We start from the raw sequence: 12,987 nt of genomic DNA, 5'->3' as shown, positions 1-12,987 counted from the left end.
GAGGCCGGGGTCGTTGGCGATGGCGCGATACGGCCAGCGGCCCCGGCCTCCGCCGGGGCGACGGTCAGTCGCTAAGCCGCCTTCTTCGCCGGCTTCGGTGCCGGATTCGAGAAAGCCATCTCGTCGTCGACCGAACCGTATTTCAGCGCCATCAAGTCGCGGATGTAATTCTGATGCACCCGCCACGGCTTGCGGTCGCCCTGGCGGGGGAATTTGTCGATCGAGCGCTGGACATAGCCCGAGGTGAAATCGAGAAACGGCTGTTCGCCGACCGGCGCGGTCGGTTGCGGAGTCGCCTGGCGCAGGCCGCGCCGGCGCATCGTGTTGAGCAATCGGCAGACATACGCGCAGGTCAGATCGGCCTTCAGCGTCCAGGACGCGTTGGTGTAACCGAACGACGAGGCCAGGTTCGGGATGCCCGAATACATCATCCCCTTGTAGTTCATCGTCCGCGACAGGTCCTTGACCTCGCCGTCGACCGAGAATTGGACATCGCTCAGCAATTGCAGCTCGAGCCCGGTCGCGGTGACGACGATATCGGCCGGCAGCGTCTTGCCCGACTTGAGCAGGATGCCCTCGGGCACGAAGCGCTCGATCGTGTCGGTCACGACGTCGGCCTTGCCGTCGCGGATCGCGCGGAACAGGTCGCCGTCGGGCACCAGGCACAGCCGCTGGTCCCAGGGATTGTAGCGCGGCGTGAAATGCGTTTCGATGTCGTAGTCGGGCAGCTCGGCGCGGACCATGTCGATGATCCGTTCCTTGGCCTTGGCCGGATATTTGCGCGCCTGGTTGAAGAAGAACATGCCGAACAGCACGTTCCGCCACCGCGTCAGCCCATAAGCGAGCTTGGCCGGCAGCTTCCGGCGCAACCAATTGGCCATTTTGTCCTCGGCCGGTCGCGCGACGATATAGGTCGGCGAGCGTTGCAGCATGGTGATGCTCGCGGTCTGGTCGGCCATCGCCGGCACCAGGGTCACCGCGGTGGCGCCCGATCCGATCACCACGACTTTCTTGCCCGAATAATCGAGATCCTGCGGCCAGAATTGCGGGTGGACGATGCGCCCGGCGAAATCCTCGACACCGGCGAAATCGGGCGAATGGCCCTTGGCGTAATTGTAATAGCCCGAGCACATGAAGAGGAAATTGCACGTCAGCGTAACCGGCCCGTCGGCGGTGTCCGCCTCGACCGTCCAGCGCGCGTCCTCGGTCGACCACACCGCCTTCTTCACATGCGTGCTGTAGCGGATGTGCTTGTCGATACCGTATTGGGCGGCGGTTTCCTTGAGATAGGCCAGGATCGAGGGCCCGTCGGCGATCGCCTTGGCGTCGGTCCACGGCTTGAACGAATAACCGAGCGTGTACATGTCCGAATCCGAGCGGATACCGGGATAGCGGAACAGGTCCCAGGTCCCGCCGAGCTGCGACCGGCCCTCGAGGATCGCATAGGTCCGATCGGGGCTCTGCGACTGCAGATAATAGCCCGCGCCGATCCCCGAAATCCCCGCGCCGACGACCAGGACGTCGAAATGCTCCATGTACCTCACCTCTCCGCCATACCGGATATTCGATTCTGCGCGGCTTGCAAAGAGGCTGTTTACATGGATGTCAGTTAGGGGCGTGTGTCGTCGATTTCGGCGTGACGATGCAGATTGGAGGCCATGTTCGCCAGTTCCCCCACCGTCACCCCGGTCTTGTGCGGGGTCTGCCGGGCCACGAGTGATGGCTCCAGTGGCGACGGACATGACTCGCGGCACGGCGGATCCCGGGACAAGCCCGGGATGACGACGGTGGAGAGGGCGTCGCGACCCAACTGCAGTCGCGCTGAGCCCGCTGGCCCGCCTATCCGATCGACCTAGAAATCCTTCTGATACCGCACACTCGCGCTCGAGCCGCTGAACGACCCCGTCTGCGACAAGAGACTCAGACTCTTGGTCAGCGCGATTTCCAGCTGCGTCGCGGTGAAGCCGCGGGCGTCGGTGATGATCTCGATATAGATGTCGTCGGTAATATATTTGCCGGCCGCCAGCGCCGTGCCGCGACCCGAGGCCTGGTCGGCGCTCAGGATGCGCAGGCGGTCGATGCCGGCGGCGCTGCGCAGCTTGCCGAGCGGGTTGAGCCCCCCGCCCCCGCCGCGCAGCGAATTGAGCGCCGCCGCCAACTGGATCGCCTCGGTCGCCGACAGATTCTGCGGGCTCGAGCCGAACAGCAACCGGCTCAGCACCTCGTCCTGCGGCAGTGCCGGCGACGAGGTAAAGGCGACCTGCGGGCGCTGGCCGGTGCCGGTGATGTTGATGATCGCGTTGATCCCGTTGGTCGTGGTCGAGGCGGAAATATCGATCGTCGGGTCGGACAAGGCGCCGCCGTTGAAGCGGATCGTGCCGCGATCGATGTTGAAGCGCTTGCCGGCGAAACTATAGGTCCCGCGCACGATCGTCGCGCTGCCCGATACCGTCGGCGTGGTCGACGTCCCACCGACGCGCATGAACATCCGCCATTCGGACTCGAGCCCCATGCCGGTGACGAAAATCTGGTCGTCGGCGCGCACGCGGATGTCGAGCGCATAGCTGCTCGGCGGCTTGACGGTGACGTGCGGGCGCGGCGGATCGCTCTTGCGGCGAATGCCCTTCAGTTCCTCGACCTCGGCCTGGCCCTGATAGACGACTTCGTAGCGCGCGTTGGGGATGGTAAGGTCGCCCTTGATCAGACCGCCTTGCGCCCCGTTGGTCACCGCCAGCGTGCCGGTCGCCGTCGCGCCGAGCGCATCCCCGCTCGCCAGTGTCGCGTTGTTGAGCTTGGCATTCAGGCTCATCGGGAAATTCTGGTCCGCCGACAGCCCGACCCAGCCGCTCGCCTCGACGGTGCCGTCGCCGGCCGTCGCGTTGAGCTGGCTGATCTCCAGCCGGTCGTTGGTGAAGCGGCCCGCCAGCTTCATCTTGGTCAGCTTGGTGCCGTAATTCGAATTGATATAGGTCAGCTCGTCCCCACGCACGATGCCGTTCAACTGGGGCGATCCGAGCCGTCCCGAGAAATCGGCGGCGACCACCACCCCGCCGGCGACCTGCTGCCCCGGTAGTCCCGCCAGCGAGAACAGCACGCCCGACGGCCCGTTATAGCGGATCCCGCCCGACAGCGGCGCGGCGTAGAGCCGGTCCATCCAGCTCGCCCCGCCGCCGAGCGGCGCGAGATGCGCTTGAAGCCGGCCGACCGTCGTCACACCGCGCTTGACCAGCGCACGGGCGTCGGCGCCTTCCGGAGTCAGCCGCCCGAGCAACTGGATATCGACCGGCTCGGACACGATGACCGCGCTCGACCGGGTGAAATTGGCGATCGCGAGCCGCGTGTCGATCTGCGGCACGGTCGCGCCCGGCGCCTGGACATAATCGACGCTGCCCGTCGCACTGCCGTCGATGCCGAGATTGGGGACGAGCGCGTTGGCGATCGACAGGTCGAGCTTGTCGAGCCGGGCCTGCAGCGACAGACCCTTGCCGTAGCTGCCGGCGATCCGCGCGCTGCCCTTGTCGAAATCGACCTGGGTCGGGAGCAGGTGGTATTCGCCCGCCAAGGGTTCGATCCGCGCCGCGTTGGGCGTGCGGAAACCGATGCCATTGGCCTTGCCCGACACCGCCACGAGCCACAATTTGGGCTGCAACCGCGCGTTGATGCCCATGCTGAACGGCACGCCCGACGATCCGGCGATCACTGCCTGAGCGGTGCCGCTGCCGTTCGAATAATCGATCTTGGCGCGCGCCGCCTGGAACACGGTCTCGCCGTACCGCATGTTGCCGATCTGGACGTCGGCCAACACGCGCGGCCCGTTAGGATACAGCACCACGCTGGCGCTGACGATCGCCCGGCCGATGGTGAAGTCGGTATTGCCGGGGATGGTCGCATTATAGGCGCGCGCGGCGATATCGGCGCGCTGCACCTTGCCCTCGGCGCCCAGCGTCGCGGTGCCGTTGATCCCCGATCCGGCGAATTGCAGCCTGCCGGCGAACGGGCCCGCCCCGGTCTGTTGCAGCGCGCCGGACAGCCGCATGCCGGCGAACGTGCTGCCAGGGTTGACCTGGATCGCCAGTGTCTTGCCGCTGCGCACGAGGACGTTGGCGGCGAACGGCCCGTAATTGGTCGTACCCTTGGCGACCACCGCATAGGCGTCGCCCTTGCCGCGGATCGTCGCCTCGAGCCCCGCCAGCCCGACGCCGACGCCGGGGTGCGGCGCATGGATCACGATCAGCGGCGCCGCCGCCGTTCCCGTCACCCGGGCGGCGATCGGGCCGTAATCCTTCGACTGGGCATCGGCGGCGAACAGGATCTGCCCGTTGGGACGATAGCTGCCCGAGCCGCGATAGATGCTCAGCCGCGGCGCCGCGAGCTTGACGTTGGAGAAGTTGAACACGCCGTCGGTGCCGTAGCCGATGTCGCTGGTGACGATCGCTTGCCCGCCCAGGAAGCTTTCCGCGCCCGAATTGAAGATGCGCCGGGTCCTGGCGACAATCCGGCCGGTGATGCCGAAGCCGCCCTTGGGCATCGACACCAATTTGGCATCGGTGGTCAGATCGACGATGCCGATTCCGTCGATCGTGTAATCGTTCACCCGCCCCTTGAGCGCGCCGGTGTAATGGCCGCTCGGTAAGTCGGCGACAATGATCGCGGTGGCGTCGATCCGGTCGGACTTGAGCTTGAGATTGTCCGACAGCAGCTTGCCGTTCGAATAAGCGAAATCGCCGACCGCGGTGACGTTGGTCAGCAGCCCGCCGGCGGCTGCGTTGAGCCCCGTGACGCGCCGCGCCCGCGCGTTGACCGGCACCAGCACATGCTTGGCATCGACCGTCGCGTTGCCCGAGGCGGACAGGCCTTCGAGTCCGGTGCCGTTGAAGGCGAGCGCGGCGGCATTGAGGCTATAGCCGATCGTCGGCGTTCCGAACGGCCCGTCGATCGTCAGGTGCGCCATCACGTCGCGGCCCGACAGATTGGGCAACATCGCGCCGGGCGTCAGCAGCCGCGCGTCGACGACGAAATTGCCGAATTTGTTCTGCCCGAGATCGATCAGGCCGTTCGCGGCCACCGCCAGCGCGTTGGACGTCAGCGTCATCCGCGTCGTCGCCTTGCGCTTGTCCAGCGTGGAGACGATGTCCACATTCAGTCCCGGCGCGGTCAGCCGCTCGACCGGCCCCTTCAGATACAGGCCGGGATGCGTCACGCCCTTGATCGAGAAAGTGCCATTCCGGGCGCCGAGGTCGAGGTTCGCAAGGCTCTGCCCGCCCAGCGCCGCGACGCCCTTGCCCTGCCACGATTTCCAGTCGCCGGCACCGCCGATGCGGATCGCCATCGGCGCCTTGATCCCGGTCATGCTCGCCGCGACGCCATCGGCGGGCGCGTCGAACTTGACCCGGATCGCAAGCTTGTTGGCATCGGGCTGCGCATCGAGCACCAGCCGCAATTGGTCGCCGCCCGCCAGTCCCGGCCCGCGGATCGCGTCGGCATTGGCGATCAGCTGCGCGCGGCGATGGGCGATATGCGCGACGCCGTCGAGCCTGATGACGTGCTGCTGCCCGGTCACCGCCGACTTGAGCAGCAAGCGCCCGACCTTGAGGCTGCCGATGTCGATGTCGATATCGGGCAGGATCGGTGCGTTGGGATCGCCGGGCAGCAACGAGGGCGAGCGGTGCATGACCACGGTCGGTGCCGCCATCGAATTGACGTCGATATGGTTCCACAGGAATTGCAGCGGGTTCCAGTCGAGCGTCGCGGTCGGCGCGGTCAGGAAGATGCCTTGCGGATCGCTGACGCGCAGGTCGAGCAATTCCATCTTGCCATAGATCGACCCGCGGATTCGGCCGACCTTGATGTTGAGCCCGGTGTCGGTCTTATAGCGTTCGAGCTGCGAGACGATGAAGCGATGGCCGGGAGCGGTATCGAGCCCGAGATAGACCAGGATCAACAGCGCCAGCACCGCGGCGAGGCCGAAGACGATCCCGCGCGCCAGCTGTAGCCACCAGGGCCGCTTGACGACCACGACCTCGGTCGCCGGCGCCTCGGTCTCTGGGGTCTCGTCGACCATCAGAAGGCCTGGCCGATCGAGATATAGAGCGCGATCCGCGAGTCACCCTTGCGCTTGTTGAGCGGGGTGGCGACGTCGACGCGGATCGGCCCGAAATTGGTGTAGAAACGCCCACCGATACCCGCACCGAACCGCCAGTCGGTGAATTTGGGCATCGTGCTTTCGTACGAATTGCCGGCGTCGATGAACGGCACGATGCCGTAATTGCCGAAGCGATAGCGCGCTTCGAGCGCGAATTCGTTGACGCTGCGCCCGCCGACCGGATCGCCATTGGGATCGAACGGCCCGAGCCGCTGATAGCCATAGCCGCGCACCGACCCGCCGCCGCCGCCATAATAGCGCCGCGATGGCGCCAGGTCATCGCGCGCGATGCCCAGGATCGACCCGACCCGCGCGCGGCCGGCCAGCACCAGGCTGTCCATCACCGGATAATAAGCGCTCGCGTCGATCATGGTGCGGGCATAGGGCCTGATCGGCCCGCGCACCGACGTTTCGGGGCTCAGGGTCAGCTTGAGACGATAGCCCTTGGTCGGATTGAGCAGATCGTCCGACGTGTCCCACTGGATCATCAGCGGCAGCGCGGCGATGAAATAGGTGCCTCGGTCGCGCTTGCCGAGGTTGAAATTATAGACGCTCTCGTTGGTGCCGGTCAGCTCGAAGCCATAAGCGTAAGTGATCCTTTTCTGCCAGATCGGCGTCGAATCGTACGACACGCGACCGTAGAGCGACCCGGTCAGGGCATCGAAGGCATCGTAACTGTTATGCCCCGCGGTGGCGCCGAAGGTCAGCGTGCGGTCGCGCTGTCCCCAGTTCGAGCGGCGGAACGTGACGGTCCCGCTCTGCTCCTGCGTGCCGGCGACCGCCCCGACGATGAACGCGCCCTCTGGCGGGAAGGCGTTGCGCGCGGTGAACGTTCCTTCCAGCCGGATACCCTGGCCCGTGCTGTAACCGCCGGTCGCCGCGATCGAGCGCGTCCGCCCGACGCGTTGCGTCACCGCCAGATCGACGACGCGTGTGCCGTCGTCGGCGGTCTTGCCGGTATCGACCGGCTCGACCGTCACGGTCGAGAACAGCCCGGTCGCGACCAAAGCCTTCCTGAGATCGTCGACCTGGTCGGTATTGTAGAGGTCGCCCGGTTTGAACCGGCGCAGGATGCGGATGTGGTCCGGCCCAAACGCGAGCCGCCCGCTGGTGCTGACGTCCCCGAAGCTCGATCGCGGCCCGGTGTCGACCGGCAAGGTATAGTCGCCGGTGAAGGCGGTCTCGTCGAGCAGGATGTCACGCGTGCCGAGCCGCGCGAACGGATAACCATTGCGCCCGAGTTCGAGCGTGGCATTGGCCTCGGCGCCCTGGACGCGAACGGTGTCGATCGGCTCGCCGACCTTGAGCGGCAAATTCTTGGTGATCAGGTCGCTCGGCACCACCGGTTGCGAGTCCACCTTGACCGACGCGAACGTATATTGCTTGCCCGGCACCGCGTTGACGATCACGCGGACGCGGCCGGGATCGTTGGGGATCGCCTCGACCGAGGACAGGGCGGTGGCGTCGTAATAGCCGCGCGAATGCATCAGCCGGACCGCCAGCGCCTCGTCCTCGCGCCCGCGCGCCGCGACCATCGCGGCATTGGCCGCCTTGCCGCCGCCCTTCTTCAGCGACGAGAAGGTCTTGAAATCGCCGTCCAGCCCGAGCTCGTCGAGCCCGTTGATCACCGTGTCATAATGGATCTGGGCGCCCGTGCCCTTCGGCACGTCCGCGACTTCGACCACCGGCGTGGTATTGTAGCTGTTCAGCGTCGGCAGCGGTTCGGCAAGCTCCGGCGCGGGCTCGGGTGGCGGCGGCAGCGTTCCGGGCGGCACCTCGGGCGCCGGTGCGGCGACCGGCGGCTTGACGCTGGGCGGCGCCTTGTCGGCGGTCTGCGGCGTGAACGGAGCGTCTTGCGGAATCGGTTCGAGCGGCGCGTTGATGTCGTTGGACAAGGGCGGCAACGACTTGTCGAACTGATCGTCGGGGACGATCGGCTTGTCGCCCAAAGGATCGCTCGTCGGGGTCGGCACTGGCGTGGGCTCCCCCGTCTGGCGCGCCTGGTCGGGGTTCGACGTGTCAGGCGGAACAGCCGCGTCGGGACGAGTCGAGCGCGGTATCTGTTGCGCGACCAACACCCCCGGAACGACGGCGCAGGCGGCGATAGCCAGACAGCAATGCGATACCAGACGCGACACGACAGCCCCTTTTCGAGGGTCGTCCGTCGCCCCCTTCGCGCGTGCCAACGCGCCGAAGCCCGTTCGGTTCACCCTCAATCCGCCCCGACGCCTTCGGGCGCGACCTCGGTCGCCGACGCTTCGATGCGATCGAGCATCGCGGAAAGCGCCACGCGCTCGGCCGGCGCGAGCTGTTCGAGCACCTTGGCCTCGAGCTCGAGCGCCTTGGGCGCGACCTGGTCGTAGAGCGTGCGGCCGGTCGCGGTCAGCGCGAGCAGGTGCGACCGCCGGTCGCCTTCGTTCGGCGCGCGCGACACCAGCCCGCGCTCGACCAGCGCCTGCGCGGCGCGGCTCACCGTCACCTTGTCCATCCGCGTCGCCACACCCAGGGCTTGCTGGGTGATCCCCGGCCCTTCCGCAATAACCGCGATCAAGCGCCATTCGGGAATCTTGAGACCGAACAACCGGTCATAAGCGGTGGCGATCGCCGCCGACACGCGGTTCGACACGACCGAAAGGCGGTATGGCAGGAACAGATCGAGCTTCAAATCGGACATCGATTGTGACGCTAGCGTGACCCCGGCCATCCGTCACCCCGGACTTGCTCCCGCTTGGACCTTCCATGGCGAAATCGCGCCAGATGGCGCGTTAGCCGCCGGAACAAGTCCGACATGGCGGCTTTGGAACGTTTTGACCTTCCGGCAAAAACCGGATATAGTTTCACCTGAAACGACTTTTCCTCTGGAGCAAGTTCCGATGACCGACGCGCACGACAATCCGATGGGCCTGGACGGCTTCGAATTCGTCGAATTCACTTCGCCCGATCCGGCGGCGATGGCCGATCTGTTCGAGAAGATGGGCTTCACCCATGTCGGCACGCACAAGTCGAAGAATGTCCGCCGCTACGCGCAGGGCGACATCAATTTCCTGCTCAACATGGACGATGCCGGCCAGGTCGCGGGCTTCCGCAACGCGCATGGCCCGAGCGCCAATGCGATGGCATTCCGCGTCGCCGACGCCGAAAAGGCGCGCGACCTCGCGCTCGAGCGCGGCGCGACCGAAGTGAAGGGCGAGCACGGCCCGGGCGAACTCGACATCCCGGCGATCGAGGGGATCGGCGGCGCAAATCTCTACCTCGTCGACAAACAGTCGAACATCTACGAGACCGACTTCGTCCCCACCGGCAAGGGCGTGAACGACAACAGCGTCGGCCTGCACACGCTCGATCACCTTACCCACAATCTCAACCGCGGGCGGATGGATTATTGGGCGGATTATTACGAGCGGCTCTTCAACTTCCGCCAGATCCGCTATTTCGACATCGAGGGCCAGTCGACCGGCCTGTTCTCCAAGGCGATGACCGCGCCCGACGACAAGATCCGCATCCCCTTGAACGAAAGCCAGGATGAGCATTCGCAGATCGAGGAATTCATCAAGGATTACAAGGGCGAAGGCATCCAGCATCTGGCGCTGGCGACCGACGACATCTTCGCGACGATCGACCAGCTCCGCGCCAACGGTATCAAGTTCCAGACCGCGCCCGACACCTATTTCGACATGATCGACAAGCGCCTGCCGGGCCACGGCCACAGCGTCGAGGAAATGCGCAAGCGCCACATCCTGATCGACGGCGCGCCCGAGACCGGCGGCGGCTTGCTGCTGCAGATCTTCACCGAGAACATGGTCGGCCCAATCTTCTTCGAGATCATCCAGCGCAAGGGCAATGACGGCTTCGGCGAGGGCAATTTCAAGGCGCTGTTCGAGAGCATCGAGCTGGACCAGATCCGTCGCGGGGTGATCCCGGCTAAGGCGGAGGCGTGACAAACAAAAGCCCCTCCCTTTCAAGGGAGGGGTTGGGGTGGGTCGCGAGCGCAGCGAGCGTCCTGTAGCCCACCAAAAGCGACGCCGGGGCATCGAGCCCCGTCGCCGCTACCCCACCCCTAACCCCTCCCCTGAAGGGGAGGGGCTGGAGAGCAGCGATGACCGATTATGTGACCGGCTTCGGCAACCACTTCGCCACAGAGGCTGTCCCCGGCGCCCTCCCCGCCGGTCGCAATTCGCCGCAGAAGCCCGCGTTCGGCCTCTATGCCGAGCAGCTCTCGGGCACCGCCTTCACCGCGCCGCGGCACGACAACCGCCGCACCTGGCTCTACCGCCTGCGCCCCTCGGCCGCGCATCCCGCCTTCACCCGCTACGAAGGCGCCAAGCGCTTCGCCCCCGGCCTCTCCAAAGCCCCCCTCGCCCCCAACCGCCTGCGCTGGCGCCCGCTCGACGAGGCGCAGGACGCCGACTGGCTCGACAGCCTGACGACGATGGTCGTCGCCGGCGATGGCCCGCGCAGCCAGGCGGGCGTGGCGATGCATCTCTACCACGCGACGCGCGACATGACCGATCGCGCCTTCGCCTGCGCCGATGGCGAATTGCTGATCCTGCCCGAACAGGGCGCGCTGCTGCTGCTGACCGAGATGGGCCGGATCGACCTCGCCCCTGGCCAGGTTGCGGTGATCCCACGCGGCGTCCGCTTTCGCGTCGAACTGCCCGAGGGCAAAGCGCGCGGCTATGTCGCGGAAAATCACGGCCAGCCCTTCCGTTTGCCCGAGCTCGGCCCGATCGGCTCGAACGGCCTTGCCAACAGCCGCGATTTCGAGACCCCTGTCGCCTGGTTCGAGGATCGCGAAGGCGACTTCACGCTGATCCAGAAATTCGAGGCGGCGCTGTGGCAGACCCAGCTCGGCCGCAGCCCGCTCGACGTCGTCGCCTGGCACGGCAATTACGCGCCCTATCGCTACGACCTGAAGCGTTTCAACACGATCGGCACGGTCAGTTTCGACCATCCCGATCCGTCGATCTTCACCGTCCTGACCTCGCCGAGCGAGGTGCCCGGCACCGCCAATGCCGATTTCGTCATCTTTCCGCCGCGCTGGATGGTGGCCGAGGACACGTTTCGCCCGCCCTGGTTCCACCGCAACGTGATGAGCGAGTGCATGGGGCTGCTCTACGGCGCCTATGACGCCAAGGCCGACGGCTTCCGTCCGGGCGCGATGTCGCTCCACAACATGATGTCGGGCCACGGCCCCGACGTCGCGTCGTGGCAAGGCGCGAGCGAGGCCGAATTGAAGCCGCACAAGATCGACGGCACGATGGCTTTCATGATCGAGAGCCGCTGGGTGTTCCACTGCACCGACCACGCGCTGGAGACGAGCGCGCTCGACGAGGATTACGATCAGGTCTGGTCGGGATTTCCCAAGGCCGAGCTACCCTGAAGCGAGCTCAGGCGGGTAGCACCGCCATCGTCCGCCAGGCGATGCCAATCAACAGCGCGGCAAGCACCAGCACGCCGATCATCATCGCGATGCTGCGGCGGCCGGTCACGATCATCCACAGGCCGTAAGCGATCGCCGCGAGGCCGAACACGATCACCGCACCGAACATCGTGACAATCGCCTGCGCCTGATCGGCGGTGCCGGTGAAGGTGGCGCCGCCCGCGGTCGCGCCGGGATTGGCCATCGACGGTGCCAGCGCCTGCCACAGATAGCTCATCAAGCCGGTGAGGAAGACGCCGCAGACCAGCAAAACCCAGCCCGCGACGCGCACCGATCGCGGAGTCCGCATCCGCCCGCCGCAAGCGGGGCAGGTCGCAACGGTGCCTTCGACCTTGGTCCGGCACGATGGGGCGAGGCAGGTGCTGACGGCAGACATGAGCGATTCCCCTGTTGATCGGGCCCCGTAGCATGCCTGCGCAACGGTCGCATGACGACGCCGTCAACCGGCGCTTCTGGCTCCCAACAGATAGGCTTTCGCGCCGGCACAGAGATTATTGACGAACAGGCTTCCCGGCGCCGGTGCCCAGACCATCGTCCGGGTCTCCGCGTCGCGCATCTGGATGAAGGCGATGCTGAACCTGCTCAGCGCGATCCCGCCACGCTCGTACCAGAGGAACCAGGTGTCCCTGACGAAATAAGCCCTGAGGAATCGAGCTTGCGGATATTTGCCACTGACGACCTCGGTACTCTCGAAATACTCGCCGGCATCGGCGATACGGGTCGGCACGAACGCCCTCACCACTCCTGCGAGAACCTCCGGCGGCAAGCCGCTCTTGCGCTCGACCCGAAGGTCGGGCTCGTCGAACAGGCATGGAGCGATATTCGGCATCTCGGGTGGCCGTAAAGCAGCGGGAGCGGTCTGCGCTGCCGACGCGATCAGTACCATCGGAATGATCATGAACAGGCCTTTCGGAACGGACTGCCACGATCGTGCGCCAAGGCGCGACACGTGGCAATCGTCCGTTCCGGCGCCCTTTCTCAGCGTCTTTTGCCGCCCAGGTTCGCCGCGGCGGCGGCTTTCACCAACGCCTTGAACGCCACCTCGTCGATCTCCCCTCCTTCGTGGAAGTCGATCGCGCGGCGCACGTTGCCGTCGAGGCTCGAATTGAACAGCCCCTTGGGATCGTCGAGCGACGCCCCCTTGGCGAAGGTGGTCTTGACGGCGTTCTTGTAGGTCTCGCCGGTGCAGACGATGCCGCCATGGACGTACCAGGTCGGCACGCCGCGCCATTTCCATTCCTCGACCACCTCGGGCTCTGCCTCATGGATCAGCGCGCGCAGCTTTGCCAGCGTCGCACCGCGCCAGTCGCCAAGCGACGCGATCCGCTCGTCGATCAATTGGGACGGCGATTTCGCCCCGGCATCGCTGGTACTCATCTCTTTTCCTTTCTCGTTGGCCGGTCAG

General features: G+C 66.0%; 9 protein-coding genes. 2 read left to right on the top strand and 7 right to left on the bottom strand.

Annotation, left to right across the window (positions count from 1 at the left end):
• Positions 1-71 precede the first annotated feature (71 nt).
• The 4 genes from ACTHJR_RS15705 to ACTHJR_RS15690 form a co-directional block, all read right to left on the bottom strand.
• A complete protein-coding gene (locus tag ACTHJR_RS15705) occupies positions 72-1,535 on the bottom strand; it encodes a flavin-containing monooxygenase (RefSeq protein WP_440524179.1) in 1,464 nt (487 codons plus the stop codon).
• 317 nt (positions 1,536-1,852) lie between these two features.
• Entirely contained in the window at positions 1,853-6,061 is a 4,209-nt protein-coding gene (locus tag ACTHJR_RS15700; protein ID WP_440524178.1) for a translocation/assembly module TamB domain-containing protein, read from the bottom strand.
• A complete protein-coding gene (locus ACTHJR_RS15695; RefSeq protein WP_440524177.1) occupies positions 6,061-8,115 on the bottom strand; it encodes an autotransporter assembly complex protein TamA in 2,055 nt (684 codons plus the stop codon). Before ACTHJR_RS15695 ends, ACTHJR_RS15700 begins: the two co-directional genes overlap by 1 nt.
• 239 nt (positions 8,116-8,354) lie before the next feature.
• Entirely contained in the window at positions 8,355-8,816 is a 462-nt protein-coding gene (locus ACTHJR_RS15690) for a MarR family winged helix-turn-helix transcriptional regulator (protein WP_440524176.1), read from the bottom strand.
• 199 nt (positions 8,817-9,015) lie between these two features.
• Here ACTHJR_RS15690 and hppD point away from each other — a divergent pair, with 199 nt between their 5' ends.
• On the top strand, positions 9,016-10,080 hold the full coding sequence (gene hppD / locus ACTHJR_RS15685) for a 4-hydroxyphenylpyruvate dioxygenase (protein ID WP_440524175.1): 1,065 nt from the start codon (positions 9,016-9,018) through the stop codon (positions 10,078-10,080).
• Between the two features lie 158 nt (positions 10,081-10,238).
• Positions 10,239-11,522: a homogentisate 1,2-dioxygenase gene (gene hmgA, locus ACTHJR_RS15680; protein ID WP_440524174.1), complete on the top strand. Its 1,284-nt coding sequence runs from the start codon at positions 10,239-10,241 to the stop codon at positions 11,520-11,522.
• A gap of 7 nt (positions 11,523-11,529) precedes the next feature.
• Here hmgA and ACTHJR_RS15675 read toward each other — a convergent pair whose 3' ends face one another.
• The 3 genes from ACTHJR_RS15675 to ACTHJR_RS15665 all read right to left on the bottom strand — a co-directional run bounded on the left by ACTHJR_RS15675 (position 11,530) and on the right by ACTHJR_RS15665 (position 12,959).
• Positions 11,530-11,958 (bottom strand): hypothetical protein, encoded by a 429-nt coding sequence (locus ACTHJR_RS15675; protein WP_440524173.1) that lies wholly within the window; start codon positions 11,956-11,958, stop codon positions 11,530-11,532.
• Between the two features lie 63 nt (positions 11,959-12,021).
• Positions 12,022-12,480, bottom strand: a complete 459-nt coding sequence (locus ACTHJR_RS15670; protein WP_440524172.1) for a hypothetical protein — start codon at positions 12,478-12,480, stop codon at positions 12,022-12,024.
• 80 nt (positions 12,481-12,560) lie between these two features.
• Positions 12,561-12,959 (bottom strand): DUF1801 domain-containing protein, encoded by a 399-nt coding sequence (locus ACTHJR_RS15665; protein WP_440524171.1) that lies wholly within the window; start codon positions 12,957-12,959, stop codon positions 12,561-12,563.
• Positions 12,960-12,987: the final 28 nt, after the last annotated feature.

The sequence above is a fragment of the Sphingomonas sp. genome (assembly GCF_051962185.1).
Classification (GTDB): domain Bacteria; phylum Pseudomonadota; class Alphaproteobacteria; order Sphingomonadales; family Sphingomonadaceae; genus Sphingomonas.
This window is presented reverse-complemented; position numbering and strand designations above follow the sequence as displayed.

Coding starts and splice junctions, on each gene's coding strand:
- ACTHJR_RS15690 (WP_440524176.1), bottom strand. CDS start 8,816: ATGTCCGATTTGAAGCTCGATCTGTTCCTGCCATACCGCCTTTCGGTC.
- ACTHJR_RS15665 (WP_440524171.1), bottom strand. CDS start 12,959: ATGAGTACCAGCGATGCCGGGGCGAAATCGCCGTCCCAATTGATCGAC.
- ACTHJR_RS15675 (WP_440524173.1), bottom strand. CDS start 11,958: ATGTCTGCCGTCAGCACCTGCCTCGCCCCATCGTGCCGGACCAAGGTC.
- ACTHJR_RS15700 (WP_440524178.1), bottom strand. CDS start 6,061: ATGGTCGACGAGACCCCAGAGACCGAGGCGCCGGCGACCGAGGTCGTG.
- ACTHJR_RS15705 (WP_440524179.1), bottom strand. CDS start 1,535: ATGGAGCATTTCGACGTCCTGGTCGTCGGCGCGGGGATTTCGGGGATC.
- ACTHJR_RS15670 (WP_440524172.1), bottom strand. CDS start 12,480: ATGATCATTCCGATGGTACTGATCGCGTCGGCAGCGCAGACCGCTCCC.
- hppD (WP_440524175.1), top strand. CDS start 9,016: ATGACCGACGCGCACGACAATCCGATGGGCCTGGACGGCTTCGAATTC.
- hmgA (WP_440524174.1), top strand. CDS start 10,239: ATGACCGATTATGTGACCGGCTTCGGCAACCACTTCGCCACAGAGGCT.